This window comes from Frateuria defendens (genome assembly GCF_001182895.1).
GTDB classification, from domain to species: Bacteria; Pseudomonadota; Gammaproteobacteria; order Xanthomonadales; family Rhodanobacteraceae; genus Frateuria_B; species Frateuria_B defendens.
Map to the genome: position 1 here is coordinate 14556 of NZ_LFQR01000033.1, position 21739 is coordinate 36294.

Sequence of the window (21739 nt, forward strand, 5' to 3'; positions counted from 1 at the left end):
GCATAGCCGGGGCACGCATGCGCATCCTCGCGCTCACGCTGGACCTCGACGACACCCTGTGGCCGGTGCTGCCGGCGCTGGAGCGGGCGGACCAGGAACTGGACGCCTACCTGCGCCGGCACCACCCCGAGGTGGCGCGCCGCTGGCCGATCCCGGCCATGCGCGCGTTGCGCGCGCAGGTCGCCGCCGAACGGCTGGACCTCGCGCACGACTTCACCACCCAGCGCCACCTCACCATCCGCCACGCCTTCGCCGCCTGCGGCATCGCCGAGGCGCCGATCGAGGCGCTGTGGGAGGTGTACTTCGCCGCCCGCAACAGCGTGGAGCCCTACCCCGACAGCCTGCCCGCGCTGGCGCGGCTGGCCGCGCGCTGGCCGCTGTCCAGCCTCACCAACGGCAACGCCGACCTCGGGCGCACCGGCGTGCAGCGCTACTTCCGCCACCACATGTGCGCCCGCGACGCCGGCGCGGCCAAGCCCGACGCGCGCATCTTCCTTGCCGCGGCCGAGCAGCTCGGCGCCGATCCGGCCGCGATCCTGCACGTGGGCGACGACCCGGAACTGGACGTGCTCGGCGCCCGCGCCGCCGGCCTGCGCACCGCCTGGATCAACCGCGAACGCCACCCCTGGCCCGCCGCGCTCGGCGCGCCGCCGGACCTCGACCTGCCCGACCTCGCCGCGCTCGCCGACTGGCTGGAAGGCCAGGCGCATGAAACGGTGGCGGGCCGCGCCTGACGGACCGCGCACGGCGTGCGCGCCGCTGGTGCGAAGCCCGTTTCCGCATGGCGCGACACCCCAGGCGCCCGTGCCCTCCGCCGCAAAAGCGCGCATCATGTGAGGCTGCATCGCGCCCCAAGGAACCCCATGTCCGCCCTGATCGAGCGCCAAGCCGGCGCACGCGGCAGCATTGCCATCGAGACCACCGACCTCGCGCACTACGCCGCCACGCGCCGGCGCCTCACCGCCGCGCAGCGGCGCTGGGCGGCCGACAGCGGCTTCGAGGCCCGGCCCGGCAGCGTGGTCCTGCTCGCCGATGCCGCGGGCAAGCTGGTGCGCGTGCTGGTGGGCGTCGACGCCGCGCAGCCGCTGGTCGCGCTGGCGGCGCTGCCGCAGACCCTGCCGGCCGGCACCTACCACCTCGCCGACGAAGGCGTGCTGGCCGACGCGCGCCAGGCCGCGCTGGGCTGGGTGCTGGGCGCCTACCAGTTCACCCGCTACCGCAAGCCGCGCCGCGCGAGCGCCACGCTGGCGGTGCCGGCGGCGGACCTCGCCGCGGTGGCGCCGCTGGCCGAGGCCACCGCGCGGGTGCGCGACCTGGTCAACACGCCTGCCGAGGACATGGGCCCCAAGCAACTGGCCGAGGCGATCAAGCAGCTCGGCAAGGCGCACAAGGCCAAGGTGCGCGAGTGGGTGGGCGAGGAACTGCTCAAGGCCAACTTCCCCACCATCCACACCGTGGGCCGCGCCAGCCACCGCTCGCCGCGGCTGGTGGAACTCAGCTGGGGCAAGGCCGGCGCGCCGAAGCTGGTGGTGATCGGCAAGGGCGTGTGCTTCGACACCGGCGGCCTCGACCTCAAGCCGGCCGAGTTCATGCGCAACATGAAAAAGGACATGGGCGGCGCCGCGCACGCGATCGCGCTGGCCGGGCTGATCATGCAGGCGAAGCTGCCGGTGCGCCTGACCCTGCTGGTGCCGGCGGTGGAGAACACGGTGGCCGGCGAGGCGATGCGCCCCGGCGACGTCATCACCACCCGCGCCGGCCTCACCGTGGAGGTGGACAACACCGACGCCGAGGGCCGCCTGGTGCTGTGCGATGCGCTGGCCTACGGCGCCGAGCAGCAACCCGAGCTGATCGTGGACTTCGCCACGCTCACCGGCGCCGCGCGCGTGGCGCTCGGCCCCGACCTGCCGGCGCTGTTCGCCAACCAGGACGCGCTGGCCGAGGCCGCGCTGGCCGCCGGCCGCGCAGTGGACGACCCGCTCTGGCGCCTGCCGCTGTGGCAGCCCTACGGGCGCATGCTCGACTCCGCCGTGGCCGACCTCGCCAATTCCGGCCCCTCGCGCCACGCCGGCGCGATCACCGCGGCGCTGTACCTGGAGCGCTTCGTGCCCGCCGGCACGCCGTGGCTGCACCTGGACACCTACGCCTGGAACGACGCCGACCGCCCCGGCCGCCCGCGCGGCGGCGAGGCGATGGGCCTGCGCGCGCTGTTCGCGCTGCTGGTGCAGCGCTACGGCGGTTGAGTCGCCCGCCCGGCCAGCCATGACGGAACGCAAGACCACCATCGCCGACATCGCCGCCGCCGCGGGCGTCAGCACCGCCACGGTGGACCGCGTGCTCAACGGCCGCCCCGGCGTGTCGGCCGCGGTGCAGGCCAAGGTGCGCGAGGTGGCCAAGCGGCTGAAGGCCGACCGCGCCCTGGACGCGCCGCCGCTGCGCTGGCTGCGGCTGGGCTTCCTGATCCAGCCGCCGCTGTCGCACTTCTACAGCGACCTCGACCGCCTCTGCGCCGAGCTGCGCCCGCGGCTGGAAGCGCACCGCCTGCTCAGCAGCGTGCACTACTACGACTCGCTGGAGCCCGAGCACGTGGCCGCGCGCATCCAGGCGGTGTCGGCCGAGGTCGATGCGCTGATCGTGCTGACCTACTCGCACCCGCTGATCCGCGAGGCGCTGTACCAGTGCAGCCGGCGCATGCCGGTGGTGACGCTGGCCTCGGACATTCCCGGCTGCGGGCGGGTCGCCTACGTGGGCATCGACAACCACGCCGCCGGCCGCGTCGCGGCCGAGCTGATGGGCCGCTTCCTCGGCCCCCGCGGCGGCAAGATCCTGCTGCTCAACGGGCTGCCCAGCTTCATCGGCCACGCCGAGCGCGAGGCCGGCTTCCGGCTGGTGCTGCAACAGTCCTTCCCGTCATGCCGGATCGTCGCCGCGCGCGAGAGCGGCGAGCAGCCCGACCGCGTCTACGGCCTGATGAGCGAGGTACTGGACGCCTGCCCCGACCTCGACGGCGTGTACAACACCTCGGTCGGCGACGACACCGTGGCGGCGGTGCTGCGCGAGCGCGGCCGCCTGGGCAAGGCGGTGTTCATCGGCCACGACCTCACCCTGAGCAACCGCAACCTGCTGCTGCAGGGCGCGATGGACGCGGTGCTCGACCAGCACATGCAGGCCTCGCTCACGATGGCCGCGCAGCACGTGCTGGCGCATTTCCAGCGCATCTCGATCCCACTGGTCTACCACCCGCAGCAGGTCGGCATCGTGCTGCGCGAGAACGTGCCCTACCACGGCTGATCCGCGCGCGGACGTCGTGCGCATCGCCGGCGGATGCCCCCAAGATTTTTTCTGCGCCGCGGCCGATGTGCCGCGCGAGGCCCCGCGATGCCGGCCTTCGCGCCACGGCCCAGGCGCCCGGCCTGCCGGCGGCCATCGCGGGCTGATGGCCTGCATGCGTTGATTGATGTTTTTACATCAGGACGCGGTTCTAGAATCCGCGCCGGCACGCCGGCATGCGGTTGATTGACGCAGCGCCGCCCGACCGCCTCCGGCCCCGCCGGCTGGCCTCCCGCGTGCCGCGTCTTTCGTCCCGCAAGGAAAAACCCCGTATGCGCCAGCCTTCGCCGCCCGCCGACAACCAAGCCCACGATGCCCCCGCCGATGCCCCGCAGTCGCCGTCGCGACGACAGTGGCTGGGCATGGCCGGTGCCCTCTCGCTCGGCGCCGCGCTGCTGCCGCTCGGCGCCGGGGCGTGGGCGGCGGTGCCGCCCGCCGCGCTGCCGGCGGAGCAGTTGAAGCGCTTCCACGCGCTGTCGCAGCTGCTGACCGGCCGCGAGCACCTGGACGCCGATCTCTCCGCCCGCGTGCTCACCCTGCTCACCGAGGCGGAGCCCGCCTTCCCGCAGCAGGCCGAGGCGCTGGGCCAGGCGCTGGCCAGGGCCGGCATCGCCCACATCAAGGACTACCCCGGCTCGCCGGTGGAACAGGACGCGACGCACAAGAAGACCGCCATGGCGATCATCAGCGCCTGGTACCTCGGCTACACCGGCACGCCGAAGTCGGGCGTGCCCACCGACGACACCCGCTTCGTGACCTACACCGGCGCGCTGATGTTCGAGCCGACGGCCGACGCCACGGTGATCCCCACCTACGCGCGTGGCGGCACCAACTACTGGCAGCACCCGCCGGCCCACCTCGCCGCCGACTGAGCCGCGCCCCGCCGTTCCGCGGCCGCCATGCGGCGGCTTCGCCACGCCTTTTCCAAACCCCCATCGACACCAGGGGAGCCATTCCCATGAGCATCCAATACGACGCCGACGTCATCGTCATCGGCTCCGGCGCGCTGGGCAGCAATGCCGCCCACGAGCTGGCCAAGGCCGGCAAGTCCGTGATCATCCTCGAGGCCGGCTCGCGCATCCCGCGCTGGAAGGTGGTCGAGAACTACCGCACCTCCTCGCGCAAGGGCAACTACAACGACCCCTATCCCAACCAGCCCTGGGCGCACACCTCCTACGACCCGGACTACCTGGAGAACACCGGCTCGTTCGACTTCCGCCCCGGCATGCTGAAGCTAGTGGGCGGCACCACCTGGCACTGGGCCGCCGCCGCCTGGCGCTACCTGCCCAACGACATGAAGCTCAAGTCGGTGTACGGCCTGGGTCGCGACTGGCCGATCGACTACGCCACGCTGGAGCCCTGGTACCAGCGGGCCGAGGAGGCACTGGGCGTCTCCGGCAGCGACGTGGAGGACCAGAGCGGCCAGGACGGCGGCAAGACCTTTCCGCCGCGCTCCAAACCGTATCCGATGAAGCCGGATGCGGTGACCTACATGAACCAGCGCTTCGCCGAGGCGCTCGAGCCCGCCGGCTTCCACTACATCCACGAGCCGAACGCGCGCAACACGCGGCCCTACGACAGCCGCCCCGCCTGCGCCGGCAACAACAACTGCATGCCGGTGTGCCCGATCGGCGCGATGTACAGCGGCGACACCCACGCCACCCACGCCGAGCGCGCCGGCGCCAGGCTGATCCCCGAGGCCACCGCCTACAGGCTGGAAAAGGGCGCCGGCAACAAGATCGTGGCCGTGCACTACCGCACGCCCAAGGGCGAGGACGTGCGCCTCACCGCGCGCTACTTCATCGTCGCCGCGCACGGCCTGGAGACGGCCAAGCTGCTGCTGATCTCGGAGGTCGCCAACTCCTCCGACCAGGTCGGCCGCAACCTGATGGACCACTCCGGCTCCGGCCTGGTGTTCCTCGCCAAGGAGCCGGTGTGGCCCGGCCGCGGGCAGATCCAGCAGGGTTGTTTCCTCAACTGGCGCGACGGCGAGTTCCGCAAGCGCCACTCGGCCATCAAGCACTCGGTGGGCAATGCCGTGCCCAACGCCGACGTCACCCGCCGCCTGCTGGCGATGGGCGTGACCGGGCCCGAGCTGGACCGGCGCATCCGCCACGACGCGGCGCGCTGGATGAGCATCTCCACCGTGTACGAAGTGCTGCCCGACCCGGGCAACCGCGTCACCCCGAGCAGCAAGAAGGACGCGCTCGGCATCCCGGGCCTGAGCGTGCACTACAACGTGGACGACTATGCCGCCGCCGGCCGCGAGGTGGCCTACGAGGACTACCGCAAGATGGTGGCGGCCTTCGGCGAGGAGGTGATCGAGGACCGCACCGGCTGGCAGAACCGCGACCACCTGATGGGCACGGTGATCATGGGCGCCGACCCGAAGGACTCGGTGGTGAACCACGAGTGCCGCAGCTACGACCACGACAACCTGTTCCTGGCGACCACCGGCGTGATCCCCGCCTCCGGCGTGATCAACCCGACCCTGACCGGCGTGGCGCTCAGCATCCGCCTCGCCGACATCATCCGCCGCGAAATCTGAGGGAACCGCCATGCGACCTGCCATTCGTCCGTCCGCCCGCATCGGCCGCTCCCTGCGCGCGCTGGCCGGCCTCGCCCTGTGCGCGGGGCTGCTGCCGGCCGCCGCCCGCGCCGACGCGCCCGCCGCCGACGCCGCGCTGATCGAGCGCGGCGCCTACCTCGCCCGCGCCGCCGACTGCGCCGCCTGCCACACCGACCCCAAGGGCGGCGCGCCCTTCGCCGGCGGCTACGCCATCGCCTCGCCGCTGGGCGACATCGTCGCCAGCAACATCACGCCGTCGAAGACCGCCGGCATCGGCCACTGGAGCGAGCAGCAGTTCGCCCGCGCCGTGCGCGAGGGCATCGATGCGGAGGGCCATCACCTCTACCCGGCGATGCCCTACACCGCCTACGCCGGCATCACCGACGAGGACATGCACGCGCTGTACGCCTACTTCACCCAGGGCGTGCAGCCGGTGGACACCGTGCCGCCGGCCACGCGCCTGCCCTTCCCGTTCAATCTCCGCGCCAGCATGGCGGTGTGGAACGCGCTGTACCTCAAGAACCAGCGCTTCCAGCCGGATGCCGCCGCCGGGGCGGACCTCAACCGCGGCCGCTACCTGGTGGACGTGCTGGGGCATTGCAGCGCCTGCCACAGCCCGCGCACCGCGCTGATGGCCGAGGACGGCTCGCGCTACCTCGCCGGCGGCGAAGTAGGCGGCTGGCTCGCGCCCAACCTCACGTCCGACCCGGTCAGCGGCATCGGCGGCTGGAGCAACGAGGAACTGGTCGCCTACCTCAAGACCGGTCATGTCGCCGGCAAGGCCCAGGCCGCCGGCCCCATGGCCGAAGCCATCGGCCACAGCCTGCGCCACCTGAGCGACGCCGACCTCGGCGCCATCGCCGCCTACCTCAAGACGGTGAAGCCGCTGCGCGACGGCGCCGACCGGCAGCCCGCCTACGCCCTCGCCGGCAGCGCCACGCCCACGCCGCTGACGGTCTCCGAGCCGCTGCCCGCCAAGGACAGCAACAGCGACCCGAACGCGCTGGCCGACACCCGCAGCACCGATGGCGCCCTGCTCTACAACGGCGCCTGCGCGAGCTGCCACCAGCTCGGCGGCCAGGGCACCGCAGACCGCTTCTACCCCTCGCTCAACCACAACACCGCGGTGGGCGCCAGCCGGCCGAACAACCTGGTGATGGCGATCCTCGAAGGCGTGCACCGCGAGGGCGCCGACGGCGAGGTGCTGATGCCGGGCTTCGCCCACGACCTCGACGACACCCAGGTCGCCGCCGTGGCCACCTACGTGAGCCGCCAGTTCGGCGACCCCAAGGCCACGGTGACGGCCGCGCAGGTCGCCACCCTGCGCCACGGCGGCCCCGCGCCGCGCCTGCTCACGCTAATGCCCTGGCTGATCGGGCTGGCGGCGATCGTGGTGCTGGCGGTGCTCGCCCTGGTGCTACGCGGCCTGCGGCGCAAGCGGCGGCGCTGAGTCCCGCCTCGCCCGCGCCGGGTCGCCTTGGCGACGCGGCGCGGGACGAGGCCGGCGGGCGCGCCCTAACCTTCGGCAGGTGCCGCGCCCGGCACGGCATGCAACCCTATGGGTTTGTGCCACAGGGAATCCCGCCATGATGCTCCACCCACGCCTTCTCGCCCTCGGGCTCAGCGCCCTGCTCGGCACCGGCCATGCCCTGGCCGCGGAGGCGCTGGCCGCGCCGGACCCCGCGCAGCCGCCGCTCACCGCGCAAACCCAGCGCTCCGGCGGCGTGATGCCGGCCGAGCAGCGGGGCGTCCACTTCGACCACGCCGAGCTGCATTTCGCCGTGGACCCCGCGCAGCAGCGCCTCGACGCCACCGCCCGCCTCACGTTCACCGCCAGCGCCCCCACCGACCGGCTGCTGCTCGACCTCGACCCGCACTTCGCCATCGCCGCAATCAGCGTGGACGGCAAGCCGCTGGCCGCCGGCGCCTGGAGCAACCCGGAAGGGCGCCTGGCGATCACCCTGCCCGCGCCGCTCGCCGCGGGCGGCAAGGTGGCCGTGGAGATCCGCTACGGCGGCAAGCCACACGTGGCCAAGCGCGCGCCGTGGGACGGCGGCTTCGTATGGGCGCACACCGACGACGGCCAGCCGTGGGTGGCCTCGGCGGTGGAAGGCGAAGGCTGCGACCTGTTCTGGCCGTGCATCGACCACCCGCAGGGCAAGCCCGACCTGGTCGACACCTACATCACCGTGCCCAGGCACCTCGCCGCGCCGGGCAACGGCGTGCTGGTCGACATCACCGAAGAAGGCGAGCGCCACACCTACCACTGGCGCGCCAAACACCCGACCACCTACGCCATCTCGCTCAACGTCGGCCCGTTCGAGCTGCTCAAGGGCGACTACAGGAGCCGCTACGGCAACACCATCCCGATGCAGTTCTGGTACCTGCGCGGGCACGAGGCGCAGGCCAAGCGGCTGTTCGCCGAGTTCCCGCGCATGCTGGACTTCTTCGAGCAGGAGATCGGCCCCTACCCGTTCGGCGACGAGAAGATGGGCGTGGTGGAGACGCCGCACCTGGGCATGGAGCACCAGACCCTCAACGCCTACGGCAACGGCTACAAGGCCGGCCCCTACGGCTTCGACTGGCTGCTGCAGCACGAATTCGCCCACGAGTGGTTCGGCAACCAGGTGACCAACGCCGACTGGGACGACATGTGGCTGCACGAGGGCTTCGGCACCTACATGCAGCCGCTGTACGGCCAGTACCTGTACGGCGACATGCCCTACTTCGCCATGCTGCACGACGAGCGGCTGATGGTGAAGAACGCCTTCCCCATCGTCTCCGGCCGCAGCCAGCTCGAGCACGAGGTGTACGACGCCGACCGCGGCCCGGCCAACGACATCTACTACAAGGGCTCGCTGATGCTGCACACGCTGCGGCAGCTGATCGGCGACGAGGCGTTCTTCGAGAGCACCCGCCGCCTGGTCTACGGCCGGCCCGACCCCAGGCCCGGCAACTTCGCGCCGCACTACGCCACCACCCGCGACTACATCGCCATCGTGAACCGGGTGACCGGCCGCGACCTCGGCTGGTTCTTCGACGTGTACCTCCACGAGAAGGCCCTGCCCGAGCTGGTCGAGCAACGCGAGGGCGACACCCTGCGCCTGCGCTGGAAAGTGCCGCACGACAAGCCGTTCCCGATGCCGGTGGAAGTGCAGGTGGGCTACGCCCTACGCACCGTACCGATGGAGCACGGCGAGGCCACGCTGCATGTACCGGCGGGCGAGCTGGTGATCGTCGACCCGCACTCCAAGCTGTTGCGCGCGCTGCCGCACGTGGAGGCCTACCAGGCCTGGAAGCAGGAGCAGGCGGCGAAGCAGGCGAAGGCGGAAGGCAAGGGCAAGTAGGCGACCGCACCATCCCCTCTCCCCGGCGGACCTGATTGGCGTCGAATCTCAGCGATGGCCTGTGCACGTGGCAGAGGCTGTCGACGCGGCGACGTGAAGCCCCGCTCCCGTCGGGAGAGGGGTATGGGGTGAGGGTTCGGGGCGGAGGAGCGCGGGGCTGTGCTCCGCCCGCACCCTCATCCGCCTGCCGGCACCTTCTCCCGAGGGGAGAAGGATTCGGCTTGGGGAAGTGAGGCCATGGCAAGGCGCTCGCAAAGACCCGCTGAGATTCGACGCTGATCAGGGCCGGCGGGGAGAGGCGCAAAAGCGAACGCCCTCTTCGAGGAGAGGGCGTTCGTGGCGAAGCGTTCGGTTGCGAACGTTCGCAGGTCTTGCAAAGCGCTCGGGAAACCGCAGAGCGTCGCTTCAATGCCCCGCCGGCGCCGCGGCCTTCTCCGCCGCCACCGCCGCGGTGGTCTCGGAGAACTTGCCGCCATAGGGCAGCACCTCGGCGGCGAGCTTGGGGTCCGCCTTGATCAGGCCGATGGCGTCGAACAGGATGTGCGCGGTCTCCTGCAGCTGCGGGTCGCGGGCGTTCTTGGCGTCCTTCTCCTGCTTGAGTTCGTCCTTGAGGCTGCGCTCGTTCGCGTTGAGGCCGTCGTCCAGTTGGGCGTCGTTGTCGTCGCCGTCGCCGTTGGTGCCGTCGATGGCCTTGTGGCGGGCGCGGAACTCGGCCTGCAGTGCGTCCAGCTGCTTGCGCTCGGCCTGGCGCTGGGCGAGGTTGAGCGAGATCGAGGTCTTGTCGCGCATGGTGCGGTACTGGGCCAGTTCGTCCAGCATCAGCTTCCAGCCCGGCGCGGTGGCCACGCGGGCCTCATGGCGGGTCTCCAGCTGCGGCAGGTAGGCCTTGAGGTTGGCCACCGGCTGGTACTGCGCCGGCGCGATCTGCGTCCACGGCAGCGCGTTGTCGTAGCTGGATTCGCCGAAGTCCTTCTCGTCGCCGTTCTTGGGGAAGCCGATGTCCGGCGTCACGCCCTTCATCTGGGTGGAGCCGCCGTTGATGCGGAAGAACTCGGCGATGGTCATCTTCAGCTCGCCCAGCTGCGGCTTCTCGCCGTCGCCGCCCTGGGCGAAGCGGTCGAGGTCGACCAGGTTCTGCACGGTGCCCTTGCCGAAGGTGGGCGTACCGACGATCAGGCCACGGCCGTAGTCCTGGATCGCGGCGGAAAAGATCTCCGAGGCCGAGGCCGAGCCGCGGTTGACCAGCACCGCCATCGGGCCGCTCCAGGCCAGGCCGGCCTCGTCGTCGCCCTGCACCTCGACCTGGCCGCGCGAGTCGCGCACCTGCACCACCGGGCCCTGGTCGATGAACAGGCCGGTGAGTTCGTTGGCCTCGGCCAGCGAGCCGCCGCCATTGTTGCGCAGGTCCATCACCACGCCTTCCACGCCCTCGCCCTTGAGCTCGCCGAGCAGCTTGGCGACGTCGCGGGTGGCGCTCTTGAAGTCCTTGTCGCCCTCGCGGCGGGCGCCGAAGTCGGAGTAGAAGGTGGGCAGCTCGATCACGCCGATCTTGCGGGTGACGCCGGCGTCGTTGATCTGGATGACCTTCTTCTTGGCCGCCTGCTCCTCCACGCTGACCTTCTTGCGCACCAGCGAGACCTGCTCGTGCTTGCCGTCCAGGCCCGCCTCGGCGGGCAGGATCTCCAGCCGCACGGTGGTGTCCTTGTTGCCGCGGATCTTGCTGACCACGTCGTCCAGGCGCCAGCCGATCACGTCCACCATCGGGCCGTCGGCGCCCTGGCCGATCGCCACGATGCGGTCGCCCACGTGCACCTTGCCGGACTTGGCCGCCGGGCCGCCCGGCACGATCTCGCGGATCTGGGTGTATTCCTCGCGCGCCTGCAACACCGCGCCGATGCCCTCCAGCGAGAGCTTCATGGCGATGTCGAAGTTCTCCGCCGTGCGCGGGCCGAGGTAGTCGGTGTGCGGGTCGGTGGATTCGGCGTAGGCGTTCATGAAGGACTGGAACGCATCCTCGCCGTCCAGCTGGCGCACGCGCTCGATGTAGCCGGCATAGCGCTTGTCCAGCGTCTTGCGGATCTCATCGTCGCTCTTGCCGGCGAGCTTCAGGCGCAGCCAGTCGTTCTTGGTGCGCTTGCGCCACAGGTCGTCCAGCGCCGCCTGGTCCTTCGGCCAGTCGGCGTGCTTGCGGTCGAAGCCGTAGCTCTCCTCCTTGGACAGGTCGAAGCCCTGCTTGAGCAGCACGCGGGCATAGCTCATGCGGTCGATCGCGCGCTGCACGTAGAGGTTGAACACCGAGAACGGCCCGGAGAGGTCCTTGTTCCAGATCGCATCGTCGAACTGCGTCTTCAGCGGCGCGAACTTGGCCATGTCGGCCTGGGTGAAGAACACCTTCTCGCCGTCGAGCGCATCGAAGTAGGCCTTGTAGATCCTGGCCGACATGGCGTCGTCGAGCGGCTTGGCGTCATAGTGGAAGCGGGTGAGGAAGCGCGCCGACAGCTGCGCCGCGTCCAGCTGGTTGGGCTGCGGCTTGAGCGGCAGGCTGGAGGCCTTGCGCGGCGAACCGTCGGCGGCGGGCGCGGCCGGCGCGGCGGTCTGCGCGTGCGCCGAGGTCAGCGACAGGGCGAGCAGCAGGGCGAAGGTGGTGCGCAGGGTCATGGAATCTCTCAAGGCTACTCGGTGACGCCGGCTGCATGGGCCTGCAGGTCGGCATGGTAGGAGGACCGCACCAGCGGCCCCGAGGCGACATGGGAAAAGCCCATCGCTTCGCCGGCTTCGCGCAAGGCGTCGAATTCGTCCGGCGTCCAGTAGCGCACCACCGGATGGTGGTGCGGCGTGGGCTGCAGGTACTGGCCGATGGTGACCATGTCCACGTCATGGGCGCGTAGATCGCGCAGGGTTTCGAGCACCTGGCTCATCGTCTCGCCCAGGCCCAGCATGATGCCGGACTTGGTCGGCACCTCCGGGTGCTGCGCCTTGAAGCGCTTGAGCAGGTCCAGCGACCACTGGTAGTCCGCGCCCGGGCGCACCTCGCGGTAGAGGTGCGGCACGGTTTCCAGGTTGTGGTTGAAGACGTCCGGCGGGAAGTCGCGCAGCACCTCCAGCGCCCGCTCCATGCGGCCCTTGCCGCGGAAGTCGGGGGTGAGGATCTCGATGCGGATGTCGGGGCTGGCGTGGCGCACCGCGCGGATGCAGGCGGCGAAATGCTCGGCGCCGCCGTCGCGCAGGTCGTCGCGGTCCACCGAGGTGATCACCACGTACTTCAGGTGCATGTCGTGGATGGTCTCGGCCAGGCGCGCGGGCTCGAGCGGGTCGGGCGGCGCCGGGCGGCCGTGGGCCACGTCGCAGAACGAGCAGCGGCGGGTGCACACCTCGCCGAGGATCATGAAGGTGGCGGTGCCCTTGGAGAAGCACTCGTGGATGTTCGGGCAGGAGGCCTCCTCGCACACCGTCACCAGCGCGTTCTCGCGCAGGCGGGCCTTCAACTGCTGCACGGCGTTGCCCTGCGGCAGGCGCACGCGGATCCAGCTCGGCTTGCGCAGGGTCGGCACGGCGGCGTCGAAGCCCGCGCGGTTCAGCGCGATCTTGTCGTTGCCCAGCTGCTTCTCGACCGCCGGGGTGCCGGCGACGACGCTGATCGGAATGGCCTTCGTGGGGGAGGCGGAGGGATTGCTCATGCTTAGGCCTAGACCGCCGCGCGCGCGGGGAGTTCAGGGAGGACGGGAGCGGCCGGCTCGGCGTCGAAGCCGAACTGGCGGCAAAACTCGGCCACCAGCGCATCCTCGACGTCCGCCAGTCGCGACGGACCGCCCAAGTCTAGCACCTGCGTGACCGCCAACCCCTTGTAGCCGCAGGGATTGATGCGGTGGAACGGTTCGAGGTCCATGGCCACGTTGAAGGCCAGCCCGTGGAAGCTGCAACCGCGCCGCACGCGCAGGCCCAGCGCCGCCACCTTGGCCCCGCCCACGTACACGCCCGGCGCGCCCTCGACCCGCTCGGCGCCGATGTTCCAGTGTCCGAGCGTGTCGATGATGGCCTGCTCGATCTTGTTCACCAGCTCGCGCACGCCCACGCCGGCGCGGCGCAGGTCGATCAGCGGGTAGCCCACGACCTGCCCGGGGCCGTGGTAGGTCACCTGGCCGCCGCGATCCACCGGGATCACCGGGATCTCGCCCGGCGCCAGCACGTGCTCCATCTTGCCGGCCTGGCCGAGGGTGAACACCGGGTCGTGCTCGAGCAGCCACAGCTCGTCCACGGTGTCGGGGCCGCGCGCGTCGGTAAAGGCGCGCATCGCCTGCCAGGTCGCCGCGTAGGGCTGCCGGCCGAGGCGGCGGATCTTGAGCGGGAGGGACATGGGGAGGCCTGGCGGGGGACTAGGGCCGATCTGCGGGCGTGCCCTGGGGGTTCAAGGGCGGGAATCGGGAAGCTTTTGCCATTCCCTATTCCCGGCTCCCGATTCCCAGCTCTCTCACAACGTATAGCGAATATCCGGATCCGCCCGCAGCGTGGCATGCGCCAGGTCGTACTGCTCGCGGTTCTCGCAGCGGAAGCTCACCGTCACCGAGAGGAAGTTGCCCTCGCGCGAGTGGCGGTGCTTCACCGTCTCGTGCAGCACGTGCAGGCCGATGCCCTCGAGGATCTGCGGCACGCGCTTGGGCAGGTCCGCACCGGCGTTGCCCATGGCGGTGATCTCGAACTCGCCGGGGAAGTTGAAGCCCTTGCCCGCTTCCTTGGCCTTGCTGAAGTCGATCTCTTGCATCACTTGGCGTCCGCGTCGGTCTTCTTGTCGCTATGGAACCACAACAGGATGCTGTCCCACAGCCGGCCGAAGAAACCGCCCTGCGGCGCCTCGGCCAGGGTCACCAGCGGCACCGTCTGCACCGGCTGGCCGTCCAGCGTCACGCGCAGCGTGCCGACCTGCTGGCCCTTGGTGAACGGCGCGACCAGGGTGGCGGGGATGTCGATGGCGGCCTTGAGCTTGTCGTAGTCGCCGCGCTTGACGGTGACCAGCACGTTGTCGGTCACGCCGATCGGCAGCTGGTTGACGGCGCCCTTCCACAGGCGCGGCGTGGCCAGCGGCTTGCCGGCGTCGTAGAGCTTGTGCGTCTCGTAGAAGCGGAAGCCGTAGTTGAGCAGGGCCAGCGCCGCGTCGGCGCGGCTCTTCTCGCTGCTGGAGCCCATCACGATGGCGATCATGCGCGCCTCGCCGCGCTTGGCCGAGGCCGCCAGGCAGTAGCCGGCGGCGGCGGTGTGGCCGGTCTTGATGCCGTCCACGGTGCCGTCGCGCCACAGCAGGGTGTTGCGGTTGTGCTGGGTGATGCCGTTCCACTGGAACTCCTTCACCGCCGAGATCGCGTAGTCCTCGGGGAAGTCGTGGATCAGCGCGCGGGAGAGGATGGCGATGTCGTGCGCCGTGGTGTAGTGGTTGGCGATCGGGTAGCCGGAGGCGTTCTCGAAGTTGGAGTTCACCATGCCCAGCTGCTTGGCGTAGGCGTTCATCAGCCCGGCGAAGGCCTCCTGCGAGCCGGCGGCGTGCTCGGCCAGGGCGATGGCGGCATCGTTGCCGGACTGGATGATCATGCCGTACAGCAGGTCCTTCAGCGGCACCTGGCTATTGAGCTTCAAGAAGCTGGTGGAGCCGTCGGTGCTGGCGCCGCCGCCGCGCCAGGCGTTCTCGCTGATGGTGACCGGGTCGGTCATCTTGATCTTGCCGTTGCCGATCTCGGCCGAGACCACGTAGTCGGTCATCACCTTGGTGATCGAGGCCGGCTCCACGCGCAGGTCCGGGTCCTTGCTGGCGAGGATCTGGCCGGTGGCATAGTCCATCAGCACCCAGCTCTTGCCGTCCACGTCCGGCGGCGGCGGCACCGGCGCCTCGGGCACCGCAGGGCGCGGCACCGGCGAGGGCTTGGGCGGCGTCTGCTGGGCGGCGACCGCGCCGACCAGCAGCGAGGCGGCGGCGAATACGAACAGGGAACGGCGGAAGAAGCTCATCGGTGCTCTCGGAATCCTAATTTGAAATCTGCGTTTTTCCCTTCTCCCCGCCGGGGAGAAGGGCTTGCCCCGGACTTGATCCGGGGTACCCCGGCGGGGCAGATGAGGGGCGGGTGCTCGCCGTGGCCTTGATCGAAGCGCGCCTCGAAAAACGCCACCGCAAGCACCCGCCCCTCACCCTGCCCTCTCCCCGGCGGGGAGAGGGAAAAAGCCTTCGCGCACTCACGCCGGCGATTCCACCCGGCATGGCGATGCGCCTATGCTGGACGCGCCGCGGCACGGATCGGAGCCCCCATGCGCCTCCCGCTGGTCTGCCTGCTTGCCCTCGCCCTGGCCGTCCTGGCCGCCGGCTGCTCGCGCCACGAGGAAACCGGCTTCCCCGGCACGCTGGAGTGGGACCGCATCGGCGTGCTGGCCGAGGTATCCGAGCCGCTGGTCGCGCTGGAGGTGAAGGAGGGCGACGCGGTGCGCCAGGGCCAGTTGCTGCTGCGCCTGGACCCGCGCCGCACCGACGCCGACCTCGCCGCCGCGCAGGGCGAAGCCGCGCGGCTCGGCGCGGTGTTGGCGGAGCTGCGCCACGGCGCGCGCGTGGAGACCATCGACGCCAGCCGCGCGCAGTGGGCCCGCGCCGAGAGCGACGCCGTGAACGCCCGCCTGGCGCGCGACCGCGCCGCCGCACTGCGCCAGCGCGGCCTGCTCGCCCAGGCCGATTTCGACAACGCCCAGAACGCACTGCGCATGGCCGAGGCCAACGCGCGCGCCAGCCGCGCCCAGCTCGACGAACTGCTGCACGGCACGCGCGTGGAGCAGCTGGCCCAGGCCGAGGCCAGCCTCGCCGCCGCGCAGGCGCAGGTGGCCACGCTCACGGTGAAGCGCGCGCGGCTGGATGTGCGCGCGCCGCAGGACGGCCGCGTGGACGCGCTGCCCTTCCGCCTCGGCGACCAGCCGCCGCCGGGCGCCACGCTGGTGAGCCTGCTCGCCGGCCCCGCGCCCTACGCGCGGGTGTACGTGCCCGAGCGGCGGCGCGCCGGCCTGCATCCGGGCCAGCGCTTCCGCGTGATGGTGGACGGCGTGGCGCAGCCGTTCGCCGCGCGCCTGCGCAGTGTGCGCAGCGACCCGGCCTTCACGCCCTACTACGCGCTCTCCGGCGAGGACGCGAGCCGGCTGGCCTACCGCGCCGAGGTGCTGCTGGAAGGCGACGCCGCGCGCGCCCTGCCGGCCGGCCTGCCCTGTCATGCGGAGCCGCTCGCGGATGAACACCGGGCGGACGAGCGCCGGGCCGATGAGCGCTGAGCCGGCGGGCCGCGGACGCGGCGGCGGCACGCGCGCGGTGGCGATCCGCGCCCGCGGCCTCACCCGCCGCTTCGGCGCGGTGGTGGCGGTGGACGGGCTCGACCTCGACGTGCGCACCGGCGAGGTGTACGGCTTCCTCGGCCCCAACGGCTCGGGCAAGTCCACCACGCTGCGCATGCTGTGCGGGCTGCTGCGGCCGAGCGCGGGCGAGATCGAGGTGCTCGGCCATCGTATCCCGCGCGAGGCGGAGGCGCTCAAGCGCCGGCTCGGCTACATGACGCAGAAGTTCGCGCTGTACGACGACCTCGCGGTGACGGAGAACCTCGGCTTCGTCGCCGCCGTGCACGGCCTCGACCGCGCCGCGGCGCACTCGCGCGTGGAAGAACTGCTGGCGCGCTACCAGCTCACCGAGCAGCGCGACCAGCTGGCCGGCACGCTGAGCGGCGGCCAGAAGCAGCGCCTGGCGCTCGCCGCCGCGGTGCTGCACCGCCCGCCGCTGCTGCTGCTGGACGAGCCCACCAGCGCGGTGGACCCGCAGTCGCGCCGCGACTTCTGGGACGCGCTGTTCGAGCTGGCCGACGCCGGCGCCACCCTGCTCGTCTCCACCCACTACATGGACGAGGCCGAGCGCTGCCATCGCCTCGCCATCCTCGACCGCGGCCGGCTGGTGGCCGAGGGCAGCCCACGCGACCTGCTGGATGCGCTGCCGGGGTGCACCTTCCTGGTCGAGGGCGCCTCGCCGCGCGCGGCGCAGCATGCGCTGACCGGGGCGCCCGGCGTGCTCTCCACCGCGCAGATCGGCGCCAGCCTGCGCGTGCTCACCGACCGCCGCGACGCAACCGCAGAAGCGCTGCAACGGCAACTCGCCGAAGCCGGCCTCGATGCCGCCGTGCGCGCCACCACGTCCAACCTGGAGGACGTGTTCGTCCACGCCACCCGGCCCGGCCGCGAGGCGGCCGCATGAGCGCCTTCAGCCTGCGCCGGCTGCTCGCGGTGGTGCGCAAGGAGCTGCGCCAGCTGCGCCGCGACCGCCTCACCTTCGCCATGATCGTGGGCATCCCGAGCATGCAGCTCCTGCTGTTCGGCTACGCGATCAACCTGGACCTGCGCCACCTGGACGCCGCCGTGCTCGACCAGGCGCGCAGCTACAACGCGCGCGAGCTGGTGGCGGAGCTTGCGCAATCGCAGGTGTTCGATTTCCGCTACCGGCTCGCCTCGCCGGCCGAACTGGACGCACTGTTGCGCGAGGGCCGCATCAGCGCCGCGCTGGTGATCCCGCCCGACTACGAGCGGCGCCTGATCGAGCGCGACCGCCCGGCGGTGCAGCTGGTGGTGGACGGCTCCGACCAGGTAGTGCAGCAGGCCGCGCGCCAGCTCGCCGCCGCGCCGGTGGGCGCGCTGGTGGCGCCGCTGCACGCGGCCACGACGCCGGGCCAGGTCGAAGTGGTGAACTACTACAACCCCGGGCGGCTCGCGCCGCTCAACTCGGTGCCGGGGCTGATCGGCGTGATCCTCACCATGACCATGGTGCTGTTCACCGCCATCGCGCTGGTGCGCGAGCGCGAGCGCGGCAACCTCGAATTCCTGATCGCCACGCCGCTGTCGCCGCTGGAGCTGACGCTGGGCAAGGTGCTGCCCTTCGTCGCCATCGGCCTGGTGCAGACCACCCTGGTGTTGCTGCTCGGGCGGCTGATCTTCGGCGTGCCGGTGCGCGGCGCGCTGTGGGATCTCTACCTCGCCGCGCTGGTGTTCATCGTGGCCTGCCTCGCGCTCGGCATCTTCATCTCCACGCTGGCGCGCAGCCAGTTCCAGGCGATGCAGCTGGCGTTCTTCATCTTCCTGCCGCAGATCCTGCTGTCGGGCTTTATGTTCCCCTTCGCCGGCATGCCGCGCCCTGCGCAGTGGCTGGCCGAGGCGCTGCCGCTCACGCATTTCGTGCGCCTGGTGCGCGGCATCATGCTGCGGGCGGCGGGGCTGGCGGACCTGTGGCCGGAGTTGGCGGCGCTCGGCGTGTTCGCGGTGCTGCTGCTGGCCTTGGCGGCATTGCGGTTTCGCAAGCGGCTGGATTAGGAGCGGGCCGATTCCACCGGCCGCCGGCCGACGCTACGCCGGCTTGCCGAAGGCGAGCCCCGTCTCGCCCTCGAAGCGCCCCAGCGGCCCGAAGCGGCGCTCGACGATGCGATGGCGGCCGTCGCGGCCGAGCGCCACCACCGTGCTGGCGCGGGTGCCGTAGTGCTCGCCGCGGATGAAGGCGGCCGACAGCAGGCGCTCGCGGTCCAGGCCCACGCCGGTGTCGGGCAGCGCGGCGTCGGGCGGGTGGGATTCGTCGGCGAGGGCGGCGAACAGCGGCGCGAAGTCGTCCTCGCCGCCGGCGTCCATCCACGCCCGCAGGCGTTGCATCAGCGCGCGCGTCTTCGGCCACGGCGTGTTGAAATCGGCGTTGGAGAGCCCGTGCACGCCCGGCGTCACCGCCTGCGCGCGCGGCGCGGGACGGTTGCCGAGGTAGAAGGCGTCGTGCGCGTCGAAGGTGAGCAGGTTGAACGGGCGGTAGTCCGCCGCGCGGGCCAGCAGCGCCTGCGCGTGATCGACCGCGTTCGCGGGACCGGCGAGATAGTCGGTGGCGAGCAGGCCGCGCGAGACGCCGTGCTGCGGGTCGCGCGGGTCGCGCACGTTGGTGACCACGGCGCAGCGGCCACCGTCGGTGACGCCGAGCCAGGTACCGCCCGCCTCGAGGTCGCGACCGCCCGCGACCGGCAGGTCCCGCCAGCGCGCAAGCGGCGCGCTCGGGCGCGCATGGAACTCGTCGCGGTTGCCGGCCAGCAGCAGGCGCCAGCGCGGGTGGGCGTTCCAGGCGAAGGCGATCAGGCACATGGGCGGAGTCTAGCGGCCTGGGCACCGCACCTGCGAACCCGACCGCGGCAAGCATTCGGCCGATGCACGCCGCAAGGGCACGCCATGCCGATGCCTGGCCCGGTTACTCCATCACCGAGCCCGAAGGCCCGCACACTCTCAGCGTGGCACCACCGGCAGGTATTGCCTGCGTTCGCCGAAGCGGCGGCCCTTGGCATCCACGTTGGCGCACAGCCGGCCGCCTTCGCACAAGGTCACGTCTGCATGGACACTCCGCTGCAAGAATGGCCTGTCACTCAGGGCGTTGAGGTAGTCGACCATCAGGTTCTCGCTACGAAGGGCCAAGCCGTCACGGTGATAGCTGCCGCCGATATCCGAGTGCGCCCCGGCCACCGTTACGCCCAGGAAGCGCCCGCCGGGCGACAGGCCCGGGTCGATGATGTGGTCGGACTTGAACTTGGCCCGCCGCTCGTCCTCGGCAATGATCTGGAATCCGGAGATCACCGACGGCGGCGGCCGCCGGTCATGCTTCAGCGGCACACCGGTGCCTACGGGGTCGAAGAGACCTTCGACCTGGGGGACTTGGCCGGGGGGAACGATGTACCGGGTGTATTCGGTGACCTGGTGGCCATGTTCGTCTACGCGGGTAACCCTGCTGTCCGGATCCACGATGCCGCGCTCATGCAGCCGGCGTGCGAATCCTGCAACCTGATCCGCACCGCGACTGAAGCCAATGCTGGCCACCCTGATTTCGGCGCTGGGATCTTCGGCTTTCCATTCTTTGACCTGCTCGACGAAATACCCATACATTTGCTCGAGCCTTGCATCGTAGGTGCTTCCGCGTACGCCGTCCCAAACACGTTCGAGAAAATTATCCTGGGTGCCGGGACCTGGCACGTAGCCAGCCTTGACTTGCGTATGACCGGTGGCATTCAGCGACTGGATCTGCGCATCAATCCTGGCAACGTTGGTGGCATGCTCCGGATCCTTATGGACATCATTACCGGTGCCATCGAAGGCAGCGACATACAGCCTCTCATGGGGATTGTCCGCATGAATGAGCACGGGCGCCTGGAATTGCGCCAGATCGCAGCCTGCCTCCTGATAAGTCTGCAGCCTGCGTGCATCGGCGGAATAGTACGAAACGCCATCCTCCAACACGCCATCCTTGCCGAGCTTATGCTTCTCGTCGCTCATGTCCCTGGCTCCGCGATCCATCAATAGGTGTGAGTCCAAGCAAGCATCAGATCGTTCCGGAAGTTGCTGTGCGAGTTCCCCGGATCCTGCAATTGCTTGGTGGCGATATGAGCTCGCATATAGACATTGATAGTGCGATCATTGACCTCAAGAAAAACATTCGGAACGACATTGTGCGCCCAGCCATCGGGCACTTCGTCTCTCGATACCTTGTGCAAGATCAATTCGTTCTCAAATATGCCGGCAATATCCACCTTGGCCTCATGCGGAATGCCGTCCATCGACTTCCATCGCACATTGGCCGGCGGAGGGAAATTGCGGATCCCGACCTCGACCGAACCCCATACCTTGTTCAAATAGTCCGGCGACGGAGGCGGCGGAGAGACTTCGTCTGGCTCACTTTTTTTTTGATAATGCCCGTTATAAGCAACATTGCAACCAATTGCGTTGTAGCAAAGCGCCTCGAAGTTATGCTCCTTGAAACGCAATGGCCACTCGTTCGGAACAATCCGAGAAGCCGAATGATTGTTGGACTGGCTGGACATGTCGGCACGGCACCCATTCGCAAGAAAATTGGAACCCATCATAAAGAACAGGGAAAGAGCGATCGGAGAAGCAACTCGCGACAAGTGGAACAACTTGGCCATGGTGGGTCGTCAACCTCGCTGGTTCCGCGGCCTCTGGACCATACCAGGCATCAACGCATCGACAGTGTGACGCCAATATCGTTGGCTGCATTATCGGGCTGCGACCTACAACGATTCCGTGCGGCCCATGGATTGAGTCTGTCTTGCCTCCTGCCGAACGCCACTCAGCACGGCCGCGGCGCGGCGGCGCTCCGCCTCGAACCAGCGCCGCGCCACCATGGGCGAGCTGATGCACACCGCCTCGTCGGTGACGGTGGTGACGGCGCGCTCGAGCAGCTGGATGTCGGCCTCGTGCTGGCGCGCCACGTGCGAGTCCTCGAAGAAGATCACGCGGTGGCAGCGGTGGTCGAGCACCAGGTCGGCGATCTGCGCGTCGCCGCCCATCGGGCCGCCCTCGTAGCGCTCCGCCCATGCCTGGCCCTGCGGCCAGCCGCGGCTCCAGGCCAGCTCGTTGAGGCGCTGGCCGGTGGTGCCGGTGGCGACGCGGCGCTCTCGCGAGCACCCGCCCCTCA

At 70.5% G+C, this 21739-nt stretch carries 18 protein-coding genes and 1 pseudogene; 10 read left to right on the forward strand and 9 right to left on the reverse strand.

Translation table 11 applies throughout. The features are described 5' to 3' along the window. Window positions 1–17: 17 nt before the first annotated feature. From ACH65_RS05435 to ACH65_RS05465, 7 genes are all read left to right on the forward strand, one after another. Window positions 18–734 carry an HAD family hydrolase gene (locus ACH65_RS05435; RefSeq protein ID WP_049621564.1) on the forward strand — a complete coding sequence of 239 codons (717 nt, stop codon included), beginning with the start codon at window positions 18–20 and terminating at the stop codon, window positions 732–734. Window positions 735–863: 129 nt separating this feature from the next. Beyond that, the gene (locus ACH65_RS05440) at window positions 864–2243 is read left to right on the forward strand and encodes a leucyl aminopeptidase family protein (RefSeq protein WP_049621565.1); all 1380 of its coding nucleotides are present in this window, start codon (window positions 864–866) and stop codon (window positions 2241–2243) included. A 19-nt stretch (window positions 2244–2262) separates the two neighbouring features. Next, entirely contained in the window at window positions 2263–3291 is a 1029-nt protein-coding gene (locus ACH65_RS05445) for a LacI family DNA-binding transcriptional regulator (protein WP_049621566.1), read from the forward strand. 311 nt (window positions 3292–3602) lie between these two features. Further along, on the forward strand, window positions 3603–4202 hold the full coding sequence (locus ACH65_RS05450; protein ID WP_064504820.1) for a sugar dehydrogenase complex small subunit: 600 nt from the start codon (window positions 3603–3605) through the stop codon (window positions 4200–4202). 86 nt (window positions 4203–4288) lie between these two features. Beyond that, window positions 4289–5878: a GMC family oxidoreductase gene (locus ACH65_RS05455; RefSeq protein WP_049621567.1), complete on the forward strand. Its 1590-nt coding sequence runs from the start codon at window positions 4289–4291 to the stop codon at window positions 5876–5878. Window positions 5879–5888: 10 nt separating this feature from the next. After that, entirely contained in the window at window positions 5889–7349 is a 1461-nt protein-coding gene (locus tag ACH65_RS05460; protein WP_049621568.1) for a c-type cytochrome, read from the forward strand. 136 nt (window positions 7350–7485) lie between these two features. After that, window positions 7486–9246 (forward strand): M1 family metallopeptidase, encoded by a 1761-nt coding sequence (locus ACH65_RS05465; protein ID WP_049621569.1) that lies wholly within the window; start codon window positions 7486–7488, stop codon window positions 9244–9246. 405 nt (window positions 9247–9651) lie between these two features. On the opposite strand, the gene ACH65_RS05470 is transcribed toward ACH65_RS05465, so the two are convergent. From ACH65_RS05470 to ACH65_RS05490, 5 genes are all read right to left on the reverse strand, one after another. Next, entirely contained in the window at window positions 9652–11904 is a 2253-nt protein-coding gene (locus tag ACH65_RS05470) for a carboxy terminal-processing peptidase (RefSeq protein WP_049621570.1), read from the reverse strand. A gap of 14 nt (window positions 11905–11918) precedes the next feature. Further along, on the reverse strand, window positions 11919–12923 hold the full coding sequence (gene lipA / locus ACH65_RS05475) for a lipoyl synthase (protein ID WP_049621571.1): 1005 nt from the start codon (window positions 12921–12923) through the stop codon (window positions 11919–11921). 8 nt (window positions 12924–12931) lie between these two features. After that, window positions 12932–13600, reverse strand: a complete 669-nt coding sequence (gene lipB / locus ACH65_RS05480; RefSeq protein ID WP_049621572.1) for a lipoyl(octanoyl) transferase LipB — start codon at window positions 13598–13600, stop codon at window positions 12932–12934. Between the two features lie 114 nt (window positions 13601–13714). After that, window positions 13715–14005: a YbeD family protein gene (locus ACH65_RS05485; protein WP_049621573.1), complete on the reverse strand. Its 291-nt coding sequence runs from the start codon at window positions 14003–14005 to the stop codon at window positions 13715–13717. Beyond that, window positions 14005–15240: a D-alanyl-D-alanine carboxypeptidase family protein gene (locus ACH65_RS05490; protein WP_049621574.1), complete on the reverse strand. Its 1236-nt coding sequence runs from the start codon at window positions 15238–15240 to the stop codon at window positions 14005–14007. The genes ACH65_RS05485 and ACH65_RS05490 overlap by 1 nt, the downstream gene beginning before the upstream one ends. A gap of 294 nt (window positions 15241–15534) precedes the next feature. Here ACH65_RS05490 and ACH65_RS05495 point away from each other — a divergent pair, with 294 nt between their 5' ends. The 3 genes from ACH65_RS05495 to ACH65_RS05505 are packed head-to-tail and all read left to right on the forward strand — an operon-like array spanning window position 15535 to window position 18603. Next, window positions 15535–16533 (forward strand): HlyD family secretion protein, encoded by a 999-nt coding sequence (locus tag ACH65_RS05495; RefSeq protein ID WP_049621575.1) that lies wholly within the window; start codon window positions 15535–15537, stop codon window positions 16531–16533. Window positions 16534–16576: 43 nt separating this feature from the next. Continuing rightward, window positions 16577–17497 carry a heme ABC exporter ATP-binding protein CcmA gene (gene ccmA, locus ACH65_RS05500; RefSeq protein WP_049621595.1) on the forward strand — a complete coding sequence of 307 codons (921 nt, stop codon included), beginning with the start codon at window positions 16577–16579 and terminating at the stop codon, window positions 17495–17497. Further along, on the forward strand, window positions 17494–18603 hold the full coding sequence (locus ACH65_RS05505) for an ABC transporter permease (protein ID WP_049621576.1): 1110 nt from the start codon (window positions 17494–17496) through the stop codon (window positions 18601–18603). Before ccmA ends, ACH65_RS05505 begins: the two co-directional genes overlap by 4 nt. A gap of 33 nt (window positions 18604–18636) precedes the next feature. Here ACH65_RS05505 and ACH65_RS05510 read toward each other — a convergent pair whose 3' ends face one another. From ACH65_RS05510 to ACH65_RS05520, 4 genes and pseudogenes are all read right to left on the reverse strand, one after another. Continuing rightward, window positions 18637–19404 carry an NRDE family protein gene (locus tag ACH65_RS05510; RefSeq protein WP_049621577.1) on the reverse strand — a complete coding sequence of 256 codons (768 nt, stop codon included), beginning with the start codon at window positions 19402–19404 and terminating at the stop codon, window positions 18637–18639. 138 nt (window positions 19405–19542) lie between these two features. Further along, a complete protein-coding gene (locus ACH65_RS20250) occupies window positions 19543–20580 on the reverse strand; it encodes a phospholipase effector Tle1 domain-containing protein (RefSeq protein ID WP_161805591.1) in 1038 nt (345 codons plus the stop codon). Between the two features lie 20 nt (window positions 20581–20600). Then, on the reverse strand, window positions 20601–21227 hold the full coding sequence (locus tag ACH65_RS18825) for a hypothetical protein (protein WP_237561451.1): 627 nt from the start codon (window positions 21225–21227) through the stop codon (window positions 20601–20603). A gap of 105 nt (window positions 21228–21332) precedes the next feature. After that, window positions 21333–21713, reverse strand: a pseudogene (locus ACH65_RS05520) (hypothetical protein); the annotation flags it as partial. Between the last annotated feature and the right edge of the window lie 26 nt (window positions 21714–21739).

Coding starts and splice junctions, on each gene's coding strand:
- ACH65_RS05435 (WP_049621564.1), top strand. CDS start 18: ATGCGCATCCTCGCGCTCACGCTGGACCTCGACGACACCCTGTGGCCG.
- ACH65_RS05440 (WP_049621565.1), top strand. CDS start 864: ATGTCCGCCCTGATCGAGCGCCAAGCCGGCGCACGCGGCAGCATTGCC.
- ACH65_RS05445 (WP_049621566.1), top strand. CDS start 2,263: ATGACGGAACGCAAGACCACCATCGCCGACATCGCCGCCGCCGCGGGC.
- ACH65_RS05450 (WP_064504820.1), top strand. CDS start 3,603: ATGCGCCAGCCTTCGCCGCCCGCCGACAACCAAGCCCACGATGCCCCC.
- ACH65_RS05455 (WP_049621567.1), top strand. CDS start 4,289: ATGAGCATCCAATACGACGCCGACGTCATCGTCATCGGCTCCGGCGCG.
- ACH65_RS05460 (WP_049621568.1), top strand. CDS start 5,889: ATGCGACCTGCCATTCGTCCGTCCGCCCGCATCGGCCGCTCCCTGCGC.
- ACH65_RS05465 (WP_049621569.1), top strand. CDS start 7,486: ATGATGCTCCACCCACGCCTTCTCGCCCTCGGGCTCAGCGCCCTGCTC.
- ACH65_RS05470 (WP_049621570.1), bottom strand. CDS start 11,904: ATGACCCTGCGCACCACCTTCGCCCTGCTGCTCGCCCTGTCGCTGACC.
- lipA (WP_049621571.1), bottom strand. CDS start 12,923: ATGAGCAATCCCTCCGCCTCCCCCACGAAGGCCATTCCGATCAGCGTC.
- lipB (WP_049621572.1), bottom strand. CDS start 13,600: ATGTCCCTCCCGCTCAAGATCCGCCGCCTCGGCCGGCAGCCCTACGCG.
- ACH65_RS05485 (WP_049621573.1), bottom strand. CDS start 14,005: ATGCAAGAGATCGACTTCAGCAAGGCCAAGGAAGCGGGCAAGGGCTTC.
- ACH65_RS05490 (WP_049621574.1), bottom strand. CDS start 15,240: ATGAGCTTCTTCCGCCGTTCCCTGTTCGTATTCGCCGCCGCCTCGCTG.
- ACH65_RS05495 (WP_049621575.1), top strand. CDS start 15,535: ATGCGCCTCCCGCTGGTCTGCCTGCTTGCCCTCGCCCTGGCCGTCCTG.
- ACH65_RS05505 (WP_049621576.1), top strand. CDS start 17,494: ATGAGCGCCTTCAGCCTGCGCCGGCTGCTCGCGGTGGTGCGCAAGGAG.
- ACH65_RS05510 (WP_049621577.1), bottom strand. CDS start 19,404: ATGTGCCTGATCGCCTTCGCCTGGAACGCCCACCCGCGCTGGCGCCTG.
- ACH65_RS20250 (WP_161805591.1), bottom strand. CDS start 20,580: ATGAGCGACGAGAAGCATAAGCTCGGCAAGGATGGCGTGTTGGAGGAT.
- ACH65_RS18825 (WP_237561451.1), bottom strand. CDS start 21,227: ATGGCCAAGTTGTTCCACTTGTCGCGAGTTGCTTCTCCGATCGCTCTT.